This window comes from Vibrio sp. McD22-P3 (genome assembly GCF_021568915.1).
In the GTDB taxonomy this organism is placed as follows: domain Bacteria; phylum Pseudomonadota; class Gammaproteobacteria; order Enterobacterales; family Vibrionaceae; genus Vibrio; species Vibrio mediterranei.
Map to the genome: position 1 here is coordinate 61210 of NZ_JAKGTN010000010.1, position 17889 is coordinate 79098.

Here is a 17889-nt window from a genome sequence, read left to right on the forward strand (position 1 = left end):
AAACGAGGCGAAGTCATCCTATTGATATATGGTGAGTTATTTGTCAGTTAATACATGTAGATACATTGCTCTAAACGAAAAAGAGCTTTCCTCTACGGAAAGCTCTTTCATAGTTAATACAACATGTTAGGTAAAAACAGAACAATTGCTGGAACCAAAACAATAACTGCTAAGCGAACCATGTCGGCTACCCAAAACGGAAACACCCCTTTAAAGATGGTCCCGGTATTGATGTCCTTAATAATCCCAGACAGCACAAAAACATTTAGCCCGACTGGTGGTGTGATTAAGCTGATCTCTGTTACGACAACGACCACAATGCCAAACCAGATAGGGTCAAAACCAAGTTCTACCACTACAGGGAAGAAGATTGGTACGGTGAGTAGCATCATTGACATACTTTCAAATACGCAACCCAAGATAATGTATATCAATAGAATCAGCCCCAACGCCATCATCGGTGTAACGTTGGCTGCTTGAATCATTTCAACCAATGCGGTAGGTAAACCGGCTCGGTTGATGAAATTGGATAGAATCAGCGCACAGATGACCACGGCGAACAAAGAGGCAGAAGTTTTTGCTGTGTCGACAAGAATATCTCGCATGACCTGATAATTCAGTTTACGACGATACGCAGCAAGGGCAAACGCTCCAGTAGCACCTATACCAGCAGCTTCAGTTGGCGTGAACGCACCGACGTATATGCCTCCCATGACTAGTACAAAAAGAAGTAGTGTCGATAGAATCCCTTTTAAGGCAACAAATCGTCCTTTCCAGTTAACGCGTTCTCCGGGAGGCGCGCTGTCTGGCGATCGAAAGACTACCCATTGAACGGCTGCGAGATAAAGACCAATACCAAGTAGGCCTGGTAGGAAGCCTGCGGCAAATAACTCTCGTATACTGCTCTCGGTTAATAGACCGTAGATAACGAGCATGACGCTTGGAGGAATCAAAATTCCAAGTGTTCCGCCAGCAGCAATCGAGGCCGCGGCCAAACCGTCTGAATATCCATATTTTCTCATTGGCGGCATGGCGACTTTAGACATGGTGGCAGACGTCGCTAAGCTTGAGCCGCAAATCGCTGAAAACCCACCACAAGCCAAAATGGTCGACATGGATAAGCCACCTTTTTTGTGGCCGACAAACGCATTGCACGCTCGGTATAGTTCATTGGATAGCCCTGCTTTGGTGACAAAGTTACCCATCAAGATAAATAGTGGTATGACGGAAAGACTGTAATCTTGTCCGGTGTCGATAATGCGTCTTGCTGCCATCGACATTGCCGCGTTCCAGTTGTAATCGTTGATGTACCAAAAGCCAATAAAGCCAACAACTCCCATTGCAAAAGCAAGTGGCAAGCGAAGAAATACCATGATGATAAGGGCTGTAAAGCCAATAATGGACTCTATCATTTAAGCCTCCTTGCTCGTTGTGTTTATCGTATTTTTTGCTGGTTTACTATTAAATAGACCCTTGGCATAAAGCAATGCGTTAAGGCCTGTTAATGCTCCGCCTACAAAGCCAGTAATCGATATCAAATACGTGACGTATCCCAGTGGCATCTCGAGTATTTCTGTTACTTCTTCGTAATCCAACGAGCGACCGGCTAACTTCCAGTTCATCATGGCTACAAGTATTAAAGAACATGAGCAAATGAGGTTGATCACCACCTGTCTTAGGCCTATCCATTTTTCAGGAAAGTAGTTATCCAGAAGGTCGACACAAATATTCTCTTCATTCCAAGAGACAAGAGGAAACGCCATAAAAACCATAACTGCGAGCAATACTTCAATAAGCTCAGTCGAACCCATCACAGGAGCGTTAAAGAAATATCGACCAGTCACATCAACAAACGTAATCAACATCATGAGCAGTAAGCTGATGGCAGCGAGAGCTTCAAGCCCTCGCTGTATGGTCTTAGCAATACTAAAACCATTCATAATTACTACAATCCTTGTTCAAGTTGTTGATAGAAGTAGTCGTAAGCCGCGTGGCCATCAACTTTGCGTTTCTCCGCAACCTTGTACCAGTTGGAAACTAATGGCTCACTCGATTTCTTGAGTTCAGCGATCATTTCTGGGGAGGCTGGAGTGAAAGTATGGCCGCCTTCCAAAGCAGTGGTATAAGCGGAATTGTCCACGTCATCCCACATTTTGCCAAATAAGCGCGATAGCTTCTCACCCGATACATTCTTAATTGCTTCTTGGTCCTCTTTAGATAGGTCATGCAACGTGTCGAGATTCATGACGATTGCAAAACTACCGCGGTACAGACCACCAGGAATCACTAAAGTGTTATCTGCGACTTCTGCTAGTCGGAACGAGCTCAATGCTTCTACAGGTTGATAAGCGCCCTCGACGACACCTTGCGAGATCGACTCGTAGACTTTGGTGGTGGGAATAAAGACAGGTGTTACCTTCATATCTTTAGCAACGGATGAAATAACACCACCGCCGACACGAATCTTTTTGCCTTGGAGAGACTCTAGTGATTTGACTGGATTTTTGGTGATGAGTTGTCCAGGTCCATGTACGCTTAGCGCCATTACTTCAACGCCACGATGTTCACGACCTTTTTTCAGATACTTCTCGTATGTACGCCAATAAGCCTGAGACATTAACTCTGAGCTAGTACCTTCAGAAAAAGTTGGAATTTCAGGAAGTTGAGTTAACTGAAAACGACCTGCTTTATGTCCATGGAAGATCCAAGTTACATCACCGATACCATCAGTAACTACATCTATCTGTGTTTGAGGTGGTGCAAGATCATACTCGATTTTAATACCAACCCGACCATCTGTAGCTTCTTCGATCCATTGACCCCAAGTTGGCCAAACCACTTTGTTGATACCATGGTTTGGGGAGCCCCAAGTGCTTATTTTAATTATTTTTTCTGGTTCTGCGTGTACAGAGAAAGAACTTAATAAAAGTAGAGCAGTACTAGTAATGGTGGCGACTTTGTTTACTCGCATAACGTATTTCCTTTCGTTTCACGGTTTATTTATTGCTCTGTTCCTGCTTGAGCATTGCCCACTTAGTGAGTCGTTGTTTGAATACTTAATATATTAACTACTTTTATCAGAATGCGAATCTGTTGTGTTAATTAAATGTAGGCAAAATGCTTAATATGTTAACTAGATCAATGAATCAAAAATTAATCACAGGTTTATAAAAAGAACTAAGTGATAAAAACCTCATTTCACTTCTTCTGTTGGCACAATAGTGTGATGTTAATCAATTTTACAATGTAAATGGATTACAGTCTCATGGTCTATAAAACGAGAATATATCAAATAATATATAAATATCAGTGTCTTATGTTGTTCATTTGGGTTTCTGGACTTTATTTAATATATTAACTAAAGTACTTAACATGTTAATTAAATCGGCGGGTGTGTCGCTCGGTTTGCAAAGGCCAGTTGATAATTAAAAGGTCGAAATAGAAGTCAGTACTGAAACGAAAGGAAGTCGAATGTTAACAGAAGAGCAAATTCAAGTAGCTGCGGAACGCCTTTATAAAGCAGAGAAGAATAGAGAGCAAATTACCGCTCTTACGCTTGATTACCCAGAAATGTCGATGGAAGACGCATACAAAATTCAAAGTCGATGGGTAGATAGGAAGAAAAGAGAGGGTGCAAAAGTCAAAGGTTACAAAATTGGCCTTACGTCTCGAGCGATGCAAATGGCAGTCAGCATTGATCAACCGGATTATGGCGTACTGCTCGACGACATGTTTTTTTCAGACGGCTCACAGATACCTGTTGGCGACTTTCTCGATCCTCGTATTGAGGTTGAGCTTGCCTTCGTACTAAAAGAAAAACTAGAAGGTGACAATGTCACTATTTTTGATGTGCTTAATGCTACCGACTATGTGGTTCCAGCATTGGAGCTGATAGCTGCTCGTTGTCACCGAACTGATCCCGAAACTGGTTATACGCGAAAAGTTTACGACACAATCGCGGATAACGCGGCTAACGGAGGAATCATTATCGGTGGAAGGCCAATTAAACCTACAGAATTAGACCTTCGTTGGGCAGGCGCCATGCTTTACCTCAACGGACAAATTGAAGAAACCGGGTTGGCAGCTGGCGTATTAGGGCATCCTGCGAATGGTATATGTTGGGTATGCAAACGCTTTGCACCGCATGGTGTTTCATTAGAGCCTGGACAGGTCATTTTAGCGGGTTCTTTCACTCGTCCCGTAGCAGTGAAAGAGGGAGATACGATTCACGCGGACTTTGGTCCATTAGGCGGAATCTCGGTCAAATTTGTTTAAGGATAATTGAGATGCTTGAAAACAAATTTAAACAATCTTTAAAAGGCCATGATCCATTGTGGGGGTTATGGTTGGGGTTACCTGACACGAGTTGTGCAGAGATCTGTGGAAGCGCTGGGTTCGATTGGGTACTCATTGATGGTGAGCATGCTTCGTTTGATCTAACGGGTATTAAGCATCACCTACAAGCTCTGGCGGCTCACAGTGCTTCACCAATTGTCAGAGCTGAAGACAGTAATCCAACACTAATCAAAAGGTTGCTCGATATTGGCGCACAAACGGTTTTAGTACCGATGGTTAATGATGCAAACGAAGCCGAGCAAGTGGTTAAGTCAGCACTTTATCCGCCACTTGGTCACCGTGGTATTGGCAGTGCTCTAGCAAGAGCGTCCCAGTGGAATAGAGTTCCTCAATATCTACATCGAGCGAATGAGCAGATCTGTATTTTGGTGCAAGTCGAAACCAAGCAAGCTATTGACAATATTGAAGCAATTGCAGCGGTGGAAGGTATTGACGGCATATTTATCGGACCTTCGGACTTGTCGGGCTCAATGGGGCATATCGGTAACCCGTCTCACCCAGAAGTTGTTGCAGCAATTGACCACGCGATAGAGGTCATTCAACACGCCGGTAAAGCAACGGGGATACTGTCATTAAACCCTCAGCAAGCACGCGAATATGCAGCGAGAGGCGTTAAGTTCATAGGTGCTGGTGTTGATACGTTGTTGCTCCGACTTGGTGCGGAACAACTTGCTTACAAGCTTAACCATGTAGATGACATTGAAACGCCAGTCATTGATAACGTTTATTAAGCAGGAAATATGATGAAAACAAAACTACAAGGAAAAGTGGTGTGTGTGGCTCTCAATGACCAACAGCAATTGGATCAGATGACGATTGAGTTTGAACAAGCACCCTACAAGGCTCTACCCACTGAACCAGTATTGTACTTCAAACCCCACAATACTTGGAATAATGACAATAGTCCCATTGATTGGCCGCAACAAGATAAAGCGTTGGTTGTTGGAGCGAGTCTTGCGGTTATTATCGGGCAGCAATGCTGTCGAGTCGCCGTGCAAAATGCCGAAGAGTATATTGGCGGCTTCGCGTTGCTGCATGACTTTTCCCTCCCAGAGAAAAGCTACTACCGCCCAGATATTAAAGGAAAATGTTTAGACAATTCCGCAACCTTGTCTGCGCCAGTATCAGCTTCTGACATACCGAACCTTAGAGAGCTTGAGCTGACGACGTCTGTGAATGGCTCTGTTAAACGTTACTTTCCAATAAGTCGTCAACACCGCTCGATTGAGACACTTATCAGCAAAATTTCCCACATCATGACCTTAGAAAAAGGAGACATAATTGCTGTTGGATTTGCTGGTGAGCGCGTGGAGTTGCAACCTTATGACCAAGTGAGTTCAAGCTTAGGTGATGTACTTCGCCTTGAAAATATTGTTACAGGAGGTGAATAAATGAGACGGGCAAGAATAGATTATCAAGGGCAAACGCTAAACGTAACGGTGAATGATGATTTATCTGTAACGAAGCAATCTGGCGAAAAAATAGCAAAGGATACGTTTAAGTGGCTGGTACCAATAGAGAATCCAGGAACCATTTTTGCGCTGGGTCTTAATTATGCCGATCACGCTTCAGAGCTTGCTTTTGAACCACCCAAAGAGCCACTGGTTTTCCTTAAAGGTCAAAATACATTAACAGCACACGGTCAACCTTCTTACCGCCCTGATGATATCGAGTTTATGCATTATGAATGTGAGCTTGTTGCTGTGATTGGCAAGGAAGCACGAAACGTGAAGCGTCAAGATGCTTTGCAATACGTCTCGGGTTTGACGGTATGTAACGACTACGCCATCCGTGACTATTTAGAGAATTACTACCGTCCAAATCTACGAGTAAAAAGCCGAGACTCTCTTTGTCCGATTGGACCTTGGATAGTGGATATTGATGATATTGGAGATATCAATAACCTGACGTTGGAAACTCGTGTTAATGGTGAAGTCACTCAGCAAGGTACGACGGCGGATATGATTTTCGACATTCCATTTCTTATTGAATATCTAAGCCAATTTATGACTCTTAAACCCGGAGATCTAATTGCGACGGGCACACCTAAAGGTCTGAAAGACATTCAACCGGGTGATGTAGTGACGTGCGAAATCGCAGAGGTGGGTACGCTTGAAAACCCAGTGTTATCTGAGCAGGCATTCTACGAACAACGATAAATTCAAAAGGATAAAGGAATTACATCATGGCTCAACAACTCGACTTAAATTTGACTAAAGCAGAACAATATCTCACTAAATACAGGGAACGCACTTTAGGTCACTATATTGGCGGCGAATGGACACTTGGAAGCGAAGGGGAAACATTTGAGAATCTCTCGCCAACGAACAACGAACCCTTAGGGTTGGTGGTTAAAGGCTCTGAAGAAGATGTAAATCAAGCGTGTTTAGCAGCACAGAAAGCGTTTACTGAGTGGGCCGATTTACCTGGTGCTCAACGTAAGAAGATACTTCATTGTTTAGCGGATAAAATAGAAGAGCGTGCTGAAGAAATTGCGCTTGTTGAATCTATGGATTGTGGGCAGCCATTACGATTTATGAAACAAGCTGCGATTCGTGGTGCTGCCAATTTCCGTTTCTTTGCTGACAAATCACCGGAAGCTAAAAACGGTCTATCACTTCATCAAGATGACCATACAAACTATACCGTTAGGACACCAATTGGGCCAGTGGGCGTAATTACGCCTTGGAATACTCCGTTTATGCTTTCTACTTGGAAGATTGCACCAGCGTTAGCCGCGGGCTGTACCGTTGTGCATAAGCCAGCCGAGTTTAGTCCTTTGACGGCAGCCATTCTTGCAGAGTGTGCCGAAGAAGCGGGGTTGCCGGCCGGAGTGTGGAACATGGTGAATGGTTTCGGTGAAGTTGCTGGCAAAGCGCTGACCGAGCACAAAGCCATAAAAGCAGTCGCGTTTGTTGGTGAGACAGTCACTGGTTCCATGATCCAAGCGCAAGGCGCGCCGACATTAAAACGAGTTCACTTTGAACTAGGCGGTAAAAACCCAGTGATCGTGTTTAATGATGCGGACTTTGAACGTGCACTGGATGCGGTGGTTTTCATGATATACAGCCTAAATGGGCAGCGCTGCACAAGTTCCAGTCGATTGCTAATTCAAAAAGGAATCAAACCTAAATTTATCGAAGCGTTAAAGGCACGTGTGGAAAATATTCAGGTAGGACATCCGTTAGACCCAGAAACAGAAGTAGGGCCGCTAGTTCATCAGTCGCACTACAACAAAGTGCTTAGCTATATGGATGCTGCAAAAGAGGATGGAGCGACAGTAGCAGTTGGTGGTCGAGCTATCAAGGAGTTAGGTAACGGTAACTACCTTACGCCAACGTTGTTTACTGAAGCCGATAATACTATGCGTATTGCCAAAGAAGAGATTTTCGGTCCAGTGCTTACTTGCATCGAATTTGAATCCGAGGAACAAGCGATTGAGATAGCGAACGATACGGATTACGGGTTGTCGGGATACATTTGGACATCCAATACGGGTCGAGCCATGCGATTGGCGAGTAAGGTGGAAGCGGGCATGATTTGGGTGAATTCAGAAAACAACCGCAATCTACCATCGCCTTTTGGAGGGGTAAAAATGTCTGGGATTGGGCGAGACGGGGGAGATTGGAGCTTTGACTTCTACATGGAAACTAAAAATATCTGTATTGCTCATGATACACACAACGTTCCGACGTTAGGAAAACGCTAGGTCATTTGACCATTCAGTAGTTCGTTAAAAGTAATGGCAATTGCGCAGGCTCGTTTCAGTGATTGTAGCGAGCCTATTTTAAGGAGATGAAAATGCCGCATTTCATAATGGAGTTCTCACCAAACATAGAGAAGGATGTAGACATACCGGAATTAATGAAAGTTATCCATCGAGAAGCCATTGCTACGGGTGTTTTTCCTAAGGGTGGAATTCGAACCCGTGCGGTCAAAAGTGATTACTATCTTATCGCGGATGAGGATCCAGAAAATAGGTTTGTCCACCTAACGGCAAAAGTCGGTACGGGCAGAGACCTAGATGTTAGAAGAAAAGCTGCTGAACAAATTTTCGAGGTATTTTCAGCGTATTTAAAGCCAGTATTCGAACAGCGATACTTAAGTATTGGCTTTGAGATGATAGAACTGCATCCAGAGCTAAATTTTAAGAAAAATAATATTCATCAGAAGCTTACTAGTCAGTCTCAGACTTGAAAGTGGAAGGAGAAGACTCGTGATAGCTATCGAACATCTCCAATATGTAGTGATGACTATTCTCCCGGTATTTCTTGTTATTGGCCTGGGTTACCTTGCTTCTAAGAATAGAATCATACCGGAAAATGGCCATAAAGCGTTGGCAGCGTTTGTTTTTAACTTCGGATTGCCAGCCGCTATTTTCAGTGCATTAAGTACTAAGCCTCTGGAAGAGGTATGGAATGTGGCTTATGTAATGGTGTACACCGTTGGTTCGCTTTTAGCCTTTACGTTTGTTGCTGTTCTTTGTATTTTTGCGCTAAAAAAAACGGTCACAGAAAGTATTGTTTTGGGATTGGGAAGCAGCTTTTCCAACAGTTTGTTGATCGGTTTCCCTGTTATTTACTTCCTGTTCGGTACCTCTGCATTAGTACCATTTTCTCTGACCTTAGTTGTTGAGAATTTAATTATGTTGCCGCTTTTGTTAGCTCTTGCAGATATGTCTAACTCGAACAAATCTACTCGTTTTCTTAAGAAGCTATCAGATACAGGGAGAAGCCTTTTAAAGAATCCGATCGTATTGTCTATTTTGCTCGGGATGTTGGTCTCTGGACTGAACATCAATACACCAGAAATGGCTGAACGGATGGTCGAGATGCTCGCCAATACTGTTACAGGTGTTGCGTTGTTTACGATTGGCGGCGGCTTGGTTGGTGTGCGAGTCAATGGCATGAAAAAGGAGATAGGGACAGTAGTATTTGGAAAACTAGTCATTCATCCTCTGCTTCTGCTGGTGATGATTGTCCTTTGGTTCGATCTCGATCCTACGATGAGTGCAGTCGCTGTCATTTTGGCGAGTATGCCTATGTTTGGTGTCTATGCCGTAATTGGGCAGAGATACAACATGGGAGGGTTGTGTTCGGCGGTTCTACTACCTACCACCATTATAGCGATGGCAACGGTCAGTGTAGTGACGACCAGTGTCATTACGATCTTCAGTTTGTATTAGTTTTATATTCAATAACCTATCAACCAATAATGGAGCTTCTTGCCACAGAGCGAAGCCTTATTCAAAAGGAACCGAAAATGGGAAAATTATGTGTTGCCGCCAAAATTACTCACGTGCCTACCATGATCATGTCAGAGCAACCAGGCAGATTACATGGTTGTCGTAAATCAGCGATAGATGGGCATAAACAAATTGCTCAGATGGCTAAAGATCTTGATGTAGATACAGTGGTGGTTCTGGATACACACTGGCTGGTGAATGCTGGATATCATATTAACTCGCGAGATAGATTCTCGGGAAACTATACCAGTAACGAGTTCCCTCATTTTATCCAAAACCTAGAATACCAATATTACGGTAATACTGATTTAGGCGATAAAATAGCAGAGTGCGCGACTGAAAAAGGCGTGTTTACTTTGTCTCATCAAGTTGAATCATTAGACCTAGAGTACGGCACGCTAGTGCCAATGCGTTATATGAATGAAGACTGTCAGTTTAAAGTGGTCTCAATTGCTGCGTGGTGTACGGTGCATGATATTGAGTCTTCACGCAAACTCGGAGAAGCCATCCGTGAAGCGATAGAAGAAAGTAGCAGTCGAGTGATGCTACTAGCCTCTGGCTCGCTATCACACAGAATATGGAATAATGAGGAGTATGAAGCCAACAACGGCACGTTCACTATCTCAAAGGAGTTTAACCGCCAAGTAGACTTGCGCGTACTGGAACTCTGGGCCCAGCGTGATTACGGCACTTTCCTCGAGATGCTTCCTGATTATGCAAACCTTTGTTCAGGTGAAGGGGGAATGCATGACACTGCTATGCTATTTGGCGCTCTGGGATGGGATAAGTATGAAGGTAGAAGTGAAGTAATAACAGAATACTTCCCTAGCTCTGGCACAGGGCAAGTTAACGTAGTATTTGAAGTGACTGACTAGGAGAGCACATGAAACTCAATAATCCTAAATTATTGATTCAGCAACGCTGTTTTATTGGCGGTGAATGGTTTAGTTCACCTAACGGCACTTATGATGTGGTTTATAACCCATCGAATCAACAAGAGATTGGTTCAGTGCCTCGACTGGGCAAATCGGAAGCAGAGTTAAGTGTTGAGGTTGCACAATCTGCATTCCAATTGTGGAAGGACACCACTGCCGAGCATAAGTCCGTGGTATTGAGAAAATGGTATGATTTGATTGTTGAAAATACCGAAGATCTTGCCACAATTTTAACCTCAGAGCAGGGCAAACCACATGCAGAAGCGAAAGGTGAGATTACCTACGCTGCAAGCTTTGTATTGTGGTATAGCGAAGAAGCGAAACGCGCTTATGGAGAAATGATCCCTAGTCATAAGACTGATGGAAAAATCGTTGTGACTAAGGAGCCTATTGGTGTGGTCGCAGCAATCACGCCTTGGAACTTTCCTGCAGCGATGATCACCAGAAAATGTGCACCTGCATTTGCAGCGGGCTGTTCAGTAGTGTTAAAACCAGCGCCTGATACGCCTTTTACTGCATTTGCTCTCGCTGAATTAGCACAACAGGCGGGTATTCCTAATGGACTGCTAAACGTGATTACCGGTGACGCAGTTGAAATCGGCAGCGTTGTTACTGCACACAAATGGGTGCGCAAAGTATCGTTCACTGGGTCAACTAACGTAGGTAAGATCCTAATGAATCAATCCGCCTCATCTATTAAAAAAATGGCGCTAGAGCTTGGAGGTAATGCTCCTTTCATTGTATTTGATGATGCTGATATAGATGCCGCTGTTGAAGGGGCGATGATTGCAAAGTTCAGAAATGCTGGACAAACCTGTGTATGCGCAAACCGTATTTTTGTTCAGGAGGCGGTTTATGATGAATTTGCTTCTAAGTTGACCAAGAAAGTCCAAGCGTTAAAAGTAGGCGACGGTTTTGAGCAAGGCGTGACCATAGGGCCTCTGATTAATGCTCAAGCCGTGGCAAAAGTACAATCGCACGTGGATGATGCCATTGTAAAAGGAGCTCAGATTCGGTGCGGTGGATTTGATGAGCGCTATCGTCAGTTTGTGACTCCTTTCGTATTGACAGGTGTCACCGATGATATGTTAGTAGCACATGAAGAAACCTTCGGGCCGTTGGCGCCATTATTTAAGTTCCAGTCAGTCGAAGAAGTGATTGCCAGAGCAAATAACACAGATTCAGGATTGGCTGCTTATTTCTATACTCAGTCGTTGGCGAAGGCGTGGACAGTTGGTGATGCGTTGGAAGTGGGTATGATTGGTATCAATGAAGGTCTCATTTCTACTGCTGCTGCACCATTTGGAGGAGTTAAAGAGTCGGGGCTAGGGCGTGAAGGTTCCCGACATGGAATGGAAGAATTTATGGAGATGAAATACATGTTTATGGGTGGTTTAAAGTAATAAAAAGCGAGTGTCCACATTCACCATTCTTAACAGAATATTCAATACATCCTCATAGAGGAAGAGGCAGCTATTGCTGCTCTCTTTCTCTGAACTCTGTTGCCGTCTCACCAGCGTTTTTCTTAAAAAAACGAGCGAAGTAAGCCGGGTCTTGGTATCCCAATTCATATGCGACTTCTTGTACTGACATGGCCGTCAATAGTAATAGTCTTCTAGCCTCTTGCATTACTCTATCAGAGGCTAAACGTTTTGACGCTAAGCCACTAATACGTTTGCAGATATCGTTTAACCGTGCTGTTGTTAATCCGAGTTTTTCTGCATACTGAGGAAGCGTCCAATGAGACTTGTAGTGTTGTTCAATAAGTTGGCTAAATTGATTAAAAATATGAACATCGCTACTACGATAAGTAGTATTGGTTGGTTGAGCATTTGCTAAGCGAATAACATCGATCAGTATAAGTTGTAAGATCGACTGGCAGGCGATGTCATTCATAAAATCTGATCCGCTTTGTTCCGCTATCAAATGCTCAAAAAGTGTCACTAAACGGTGCCCACTTTCGAGCTCTGTGCAAAAAGGTTGCATGGCGGTAGAAGCAACATCATTTCTTCCAATTTCAATGTCTAATAACCTCCAAACAAGGGTTTGACTGGCTGTAATAACAAAGCCACCGGCGTGATCTTCTGTGACAAAGGAGTGAGGAACGGTCGGGGGAGTAAAGAACAGTGTGACACCGTTCCGCGAGTAGTGAGATTCATCGAGTAAAACGTGCGTGTTCCCTTCCAAAATACAGTGAATTTGATAGTAACGATCGTGATAATGAGTTGGCATGTTACGGCCAAAGAACAAGGCTAGACTATCCAATTTTTCAACGTGAAAGTCATTATCCTGATAACGAGAGTCGTACACTTTACCAATATTCAGGTTAGGGATAGTGAGAGATTCCATATGCTTTATCTTCTCAATTTGAGTTAATAGTTAATATATTAGGTAACTCTGCGAAAAGTACAAGCAAACAAAGGTAACATCCATTTAACAACTTCGATTTTGTGAACATACTAGTCAGTAATTGCCCACCTGATAACGATTATAGGGCTAACCTTCAAAAGGAATCGATGATGAAAACACCTAATCCGTTACTCGAAAAATTACACGTTATTTTGCCAACTATCGCTAATAACGCGATGCAAGCAGAACAAGACCGAACGCCACCCGAAGAAAACATCCGATTGCTAAGAGAGATTGGGTTCTTTAGGGCGTTTCAACCTAAGGCTTACGGTGGCCTTGAAATCTCTTTGCCAGAATTTACTGATTGTGTCGCTGCACTTGCTGGTGCATGTGGAGGTACAGCTTGGGGCGCAAGCTTGTTGGCGACTCACAGTCATCAAATGGCTATGTTTTCCAAAGAAGCGCAGGAAGAGTTCTGGGGAAGTGACCCTGAAGCCACAGCGAGCAGCAGCATCGCTCCGTTTGGTAAGATTGATGAAACAGAAGGCGGCGTCATCTTCAACGGTGATATGCGTTGGAGTAGTGGATGTGATCATGCAGATTGGGCAATTTTAGGATTCAATCGTTTCGATGAAGATGGCAATAAATCTTATTGTTTTGGTATCGTTCCTCGCCATCAGTACAAGATTGTCGATGACTGGTATGCTGCTGGTATGAAATCAAGTGGTACGAAAACCCTAGAGCTTAGAGATGTTTTCATTCCGGAACACAGAATTGAAACCGCAAAAGGTATGATGGAAGGGGAGTCCGCTGGCTTTGACTTATACCCAGAGAGCGACATTTTCTACACACCTTATCGCCCCTACTTTGCATGTGGCTTTGCAGCTATTGGCTTGGGTATTGCTGAACGTATGTTGGATGTTTACAAAGAGAAGCAGAAGAACCGTGTACGAGCTTACACCGGCGCTAATGTTGGCGTAGCAACTCCTGCGTTGATGCGTCTTGCGGAATCAACACATCAGGTTGCCGCTGCTAGAGCCCTATTAGAGAAAACTTGGCAGGACCACAAGGAACATGGTGAGCGTAAGGAATACCCTTCAGCAGAGACCCTAAGCTACTGGCGCACAAATCAAGCGTATGCCGTTAAGATTTGCATTGAAAGTGTTGACCGTCTTTTCGAAGCCTCTGGCGGTATGGCATGGTTTAGCGACAACGAAGCCCAGCGTTTATTCCGCGACTCTCATATGACAGGTGCACATGCCTATACCGATTACGATGTTTGTGCTCAGATCCTAGGACGAGCATTAATGGGGTTAGAACCAGATCCAACAATGGTATAGTCCGACATAGTCGATAAAGGGCTACTTGGTGTAGCCCTTTATCGCATTTGTGCACCATATCACGGATTTTTGAAGGTAGGTGATTTGAAGCGGGTAAGAATTGTTCGTTAAGAATAAAAAATGTGCAAACAAACACTTAAGTCCCAATTAGTGCTTTTCTTTTGTCTCAGATATGGCATATTAACTCTCGTTCCACGATGATGCGTGCATCGTATAATGGCTATTACCTCAGCCTTCCAAGCTGATGATGCGGGTTCGATTCCCGCTGCACGCTCCAATTTCTCCCCCATGTTATTTACTCTTCGCATAACACCTGAAACAACTAAGTATTCTAGAATTACATTCCTAAGCTTTCGCTCGCCATAAATGAACTACACCATTTAGATCAAAAGTTGTCTGCTTGGACATCTAGGGTCTTCAAAAATCGTGTCTGCTTATGTTGCAGTGATGATAGTACCGCCCGACTTGCATAGAGGCGGCACATAATAATATTAATAGAACGTTACCTTCGCGTTATATTCTACTTGGTCATCATCGCCCACAACATTCTTGTAGTAGTCAACAGTAAAGTAAATAGGTTTGTCCTTTTTGACTTTTTCAGCAATCTTCTTGTCTAAATTCTTAACAGACTGGAAGTCATATACATGGAAAGTGTAACCAGGTTTTAGGTTCATCTCTTTAGCTTGTTTGCTCGTAATGTAAGTTTCTCGATAGATGGGAGATAAGTAAGAATCAAACTGCTGTCTAACCTCATCGCCATCCGATACTTCATATCCAAAATCATTAACAACCAACGTGCCACTTTGTAATGATTCCATCGACGCATCCATGTTCTCTTTATCTGAGCTTTGTGTTGCAGTACAAGCGATGGTTAGTATAGAAAAAGATACGAGCATCATGAGTCTGAAAATAGATTTATACATATTTAACCTCATACTTCCTTTTTAGTGTTAATTTAGTCATTAGCCAGAGTGTTACTGACAGCTATATTATAGGTAAGATTATGAGTAGTTCCATTGGTTGATTTTATCTATGGCAGTTATTTTACGGGTTGAAGGGTGACAAGGCGTTTTTTATAGAATGATATTGGGCAGTGCTAAGTTAAAAATGCATTAAATCAAAATGCTATTGTGTTTTTTATCTCTAGAATCCGTACTCTAATGAATACTCAAGTAGCTAAATAATTGGCTAACTCTAAATCCACTCATCAGAATAGTAATCTATTCAAACGTTAATTAGGTGTCCTTTATACGTGTAAAATGACTATCGTATTGATAATCAAGGCTTTTATTGATTTAGTAATGCTAAAGTCTCTTTGAAGTATAATTCAGTAGTCGTTGTGATATCTTCGCATTAAGATTAAATCACGATATTTCAGCTAAGCATGAGATTACTTGGATTTACAATTGGCACGAGTTAATCGTATTGTGATTAATTTGGTTTTGTTTGTTGAGATTTATAATTAACCTGTATTTTATTGAGGGTTTCTTTTCGATAATTGTTTAAATGAAAGAAACTTCTTCGAGGAATAGATATGAGTATTGAAATACCTATACCAAATTGGTCTAAAACGATTAAAACGGTATATTTTGGATTTGATGGTACGTTAGCTGAGGATGGAAAGCTCATTGGGGGCGTCGAAAATAAGCTAAGAGAGCTTGCTTCATTAGTAGATATTTACGTGTTAACTGCGGATACATTTGGCACCGCCAAAGACGTTTTGTCATCTCTACCCGTTAATGTAGTCACTTTAGACCACTGTAATACTCAAAGACAGAAAAGCGAGTCTATGTCTACACCATCCTCAAGCTCTGTTGCTATTGGTAGAGGTCTAAACGATGTACTTATGCTTGAAAAAGTGACGTTAGGCATTGTCGTTCAGACAGCGGAAGGCGTTCACCCAAAAGCACTTATGCGAGCAGATCTAATCTCTAACAGCATTCACGAAGCCATCGATTTACTTTTGAATCCGAAAAGATTGGTATCTGGTTGTCGTATATAAGTTCATTAGCAACATATTCAACATAACTAATATGCGGAGCAATCCAGTGGAAAGTTAACTGCTTACCAGTTGAATACGAATTAATAACCACGTGAGAACGAGAAATGAAAAGAAAATTAGTACTAATGATATTAGTTGCACCACTAACTCTATTTGGTTGTGCAAACAACATACACCAAGCCCCTAAACCGGTGAAAACTGAGGTTCAGCATTATTGTGAGGCGAATGGTGGTAGCTTTATATCCGCTTCTAATGAGTGCAAACTCGAAGATGGCAATATTATGGATGCGACGGTTTATTTTCAAGATCATCAACCGGACTATTAATCATAATACTTGCTGATGTTATGTCTTTAGTGATTCCTTGGGTTTAGGGAGATGAAGATGATTGCTCTGCATTAAATCCGTTGCGGATATTTGTGAATGTAATTGCTGCGAAGAGCGTTATCACCATTGATAAATGCCAAGGTTCACTCAAACCTATCCGAACCAATCCCATACTAACCAGGGATGATACAATCATCTGCCCACCTCCAGATAAAGCGGCGGCGACACCTGCTTGTTTTTTGTATGGAAGAAGGACCATTGCTTGAGAGCAAGGGAGTGCGATGCCGTTACCTAAAATCATCAAAAACTGGCCTAGCATTAAATAGATAGGTTCGAGGGGAGATAGAAATAACCAAAGTGCTGCAATTAAGTGTATGAGAGGCGTACAAAAGAGCATGTTTCTTGTACCGATGATAGGACGTATTCGATTACATAGTGTCGTACCTAAAATCATACCGAAAGCCGGGATAAGCGCCCATAATGCGTACTCATCAGAATTCATACCAATTTGATTCTGCATGATAAAAGGCATAACGGATACGGTAGTGATCATTAAACTGAAGTTCAGCCATCCGATACTGGCGAAGCTCATAAAGTAGGTCGAACGCATCAGTTCCCAGTATTGGCACAGCATTTTTCGTGGAGATGGTATTGAAGATTTTTGAGCTACTGTTTCTTTGAATTGGAAAGCAATGACTATCCATGCCAATGCAACATAACTAAACAAGGAAACGAAAACCATGCTCCAACCGAAATGGAAGTTGATGAAACCACCGAGGACTGGCGCAATGACAGGGGTTATGGAAGCGGCCATTGCGATGTAGGACATAGCAATTGGAAGATCAGCACCGTTAAACTGGTCTCTGGTTGATGCTCTAGCGAGTACGGCACAGCATCCCGTCCCTAAGCCTTGTAAAAATCGGCCTAATACCATCCCTTCAAACGTACTCTGAAAGACAATTATTGTTATTAGCCCCATTAAGGCGATGATGAGTCCCGATAACAGGACTTTTTTTCGTCCCACAGCATCTGAAATGGGACCATACAAGAATTGAGATGGTCCGAAACCCAATAAATAGATACCGACCAGAAGCTGTGCTTGGTCCAAAGAAATATCAAAATCCGCAGCAATCCAAGGCAGTGATGGGAATACTAAGCCCATACTCAACTGACCAACGCTAATAATTAGGCAGGCGAGTAGTATTACTTTGTAGCGAATTCCATTTGTCATTGGTGTTCCATCAAGAGACTCTAAGACTAGATAGAGGAGTTGGGAGTTGAATTTGTATTACATAATACTCTGTTTATTTCGATTATGCGCTAGGTTTGAATGTAA

At 42.9% G+C, this 17889-nt stretch carries 18 protein-coding genes and 1 tRNA gene; 13 read left to right on the forward strand and 6 right to left on the reverse strand.

The genetic code is table 11. From position 1 onward, the window contains the following. Nucleotides 1-113: 113 nt before the first annotated feature. The 3 genes from L2W36_RS13175 to L2W36_RS13185 are packed head-to-tail and all read right to left on the reverse strand — an operon-like array spanning nt 114 to nt 2971. Entirely contained in the window at nt 114-1412 is a 1299-nt protein-coding gene (locus L2W36_RS13175) for a TRAP transporter large permease (RefSeq protein ID WP_124942190.1), read from the reverse strand. Further along, a complete protein-coding gene (locus L2W36_RS13180) occupies nt 1413-1940 on the reverse strand; it encodes a TRAP transporter small permease (protein ID WP_006069565.1) in 528 nt (175 codons plus the stop codon). A gap of 5 nt (nt 1941-1945) precedes the next feature. Beyond that, nucleotides 1946-2971, reverse strand: coding sequence for a TRAP transporter substrate-binding protein (locus tag L2W36_RS13185; RefSeq protein WP_006069566.1), 1026 nt, complete (start codon nt 2969-2971; stop codon nt 1946-1948). A gap of 500 nt (nt 2972-3471) precedes the next feature. Between L2W36_RS13185 and hpaH the strand changes: the two genes are divergently transcribed. The 9 genes from hpaH to L2W36_RS13230 all read left to right on the forward strand — a co-directional run bounded on the left by hpaH (nt 3472) and on the right by L2W36_RS13230 (nt 11939). Then, nucleotides 3472-4275, forward strand: coding sequence for a 2-oxo-hept-4-ene-1,7-dioate hydratase (gene hpaH, locus L2W36_RS13190; protein ID WP_006069567.1), 804 nt, complete (start codon nt 3472-3474; stop codon nt 4273-4275). Nucleotides 4276-4286: 11 nt separating this feature from the next. Continuing rightward, nucleotides 4287-5087 (forward strand): 4-hydroxy-2-oxoheptanedioate aldolase, encoded by an 801-nt coding sequence (gene hpaI / locus L2W36_RS13195; RefSeq protein ID WP_198559009.1) that lies wholly within the window; start codon nt 4287-4289, stop codon nt 5085-5087. A 9-nt stretch (nt 5088-5096) separates the two neighbouring features. Further along, nucleotides 5097-5747 (forward strand): fumarylacetoacetate hydrolase family protein, encoded by a 651-nt coding sequence (locus L2W36_RS13200; protein WP_236110228.1) that lies wholly within the window; start codon nt 5097-5099, stop codon nt 5745-5747. Then, the gene (locus tag L2W36_RS13205; RefSeq protein ID WP_171390963.1) at nt 5748-6515 is read left to right on the forward strand and encodes a fumarylacetoacetate hydrolase family protein; all 768 of its coding nucleotides are present in this window, start codon (nt 5748-5750) and stop codon (nt 6513-6515) included. 26 nt (nt 6516-6541) lie between these two features. After that, nucleotides 6542-8065, forward strand: coding sequence for a 5-carboxymethyl-2-hydroxymuconate semialdehyde dehydrogenase (gene hpaE, locus L2W36_RS13210; protein ID WP_171390964.1), 1524 nt, complete (start codon nt 6542-6544; stop codon nt 8063-8065). A gap of 92 nt (nt 8066-8157) precedes the next feature. Further along, nucleotides 8158-8553, forward strand: a complete 396-nt coding sequence (locus L2W36_RS13215; RefSeq protein ID WP_031494961.1) for a 5-carboxymethyl-2-hydroxymuconate Delta-isomerase — start codon at nt 8158-8160, stop codon at nt 8551-8553. A 19-nt stretch (nt 8554-8572) separates the two neighbouring features. After that, nucleotides 8573-9541, forward strand: coding sequence for an AEC family transporter (locus tag L2W36_RS13220; RefSeq protein ID WP_006069573.1), 969 nt, complete (start codon nt 8573-8575; stop codon nt 9539-9541). A gap of 77 nt (nt 9542-9618) precedes the next feature. Beyond that, complete coding sequence (gene hpaD, locus L2W36_RS13225; RefSeq protein ID WP_006069574.1) at nt 9619-10476, forward strand: 3,4-dihydroxyphenylacetate 2,3-dioxygenase; 858 nt, start codon at nt 9619-9621, stop codon at nt 10474-10476. Nucleotides 10477-10484: 8 nt separating this feature from the next. Continuing rightward, the gene (locus L2W36_RS13230; protein ID WP_236110229.1) at nt 10485-11939 is read left to right on the forward strand and encodes an NAD-dependent succinate-semialdehyde dehydrogenase; all 1455 of its coding nucleotides are present in this window, start codon (nt 10485-10487) and stop codon (nt 11937-11939) included. A 70-nt stretch (nt 11940-12009) separates the two neighbouring features. On the opposite strand, the gene hpaA is transcribed toward L2W36_RS13230, so the two are convergent. After that, nucleotides 12010-12885, reverse strand: coding sequence for a 4-hydroxyphenylacetate catabolism regulatory protein HpaA (gene hpaA / locus L2W36_RS13235; RefSeq protein WP_236110230.1), 876 nt, complete (start codon nt 12883-12885; stop codon nt 12010-12012). A gap of 167 nt (nt 12886-13052) precedes the next feature. Between hpaA and L2W36_RS13240 the strand changes: the two genes are divergently transcribed. Then, entirely contained in the window at nt 13053-14225 is a 1173-nt protein-coding gene (locus L2W36_RS13240; RefSeq protein WP_206379155.1) for a p-hydroxyphenylacetate 3-hydroxylase oxygenase component, read from the forward strand. Between the two features lie 202 nt (nt 14226-14427). After that, nucleotides 14428-14502: transfer RNA gene (locus tag L2W36_RS13245), tRNA-Gly, on the forward strand. A 214-nt stretch (nt 14503-14716) separates the two neighbouring features. On the opposite strand, the gene L2W36_RS13250 is transcribed toward L2W36_RS13245, so the two are convergent. Beyond that, nucleotides 14717-15148, reverse strand: a complete 432-nt coding sequence (locus L2W36_RS13250) for a hypothetical protein (RefSeq protein ID WP_006069578.1) — start codon at nt 15146-15148, stop codon at nt 14717-14719. Between the two features lie 611 nt (nt 15149-15759). On the opposite strand from L2W36_RS13250, the gene L2W36_RS13255 reads away from it, so the two are divergent. Next, entirely contained in the window at nt 15760-16227 is a 468-nt protein-coding gene (locus tag L2W36_RS13255; RefSeq protein ID WP_063606880.1) for an HAD family hydrolase, read from the forward strand. A 104-nt stretch (nt 16228-16331) separates the two neighbouring features. Then, the gene (locus L2W36_RS13260) at nt 16332-16553 is read left to right on the forward strand and encodes a hypothetical protein (protein WP_124942187.1); all 222 of its coding nucleotides are present in this window, start codon (nt 16332-16334) and stop codon (nt 16551-16553) included. 43 nt (nt 16554-16596) lie between these two features. On the opposite strand, the gene L2W36_RS13265 is transcribed toward L2W36_RS13260, so the two are convergent. Beyond that, entirely contained in the window at nt 16597-17784 is a 1188-nt protein-coding gene (locus L2W36_RS13265; protein ID WP_062461205.1) for a multidrug effflux MFS transporter, read from the reverse strand. Nucleotides 17785-17889 lie beyond the last annotated feature (105 nt).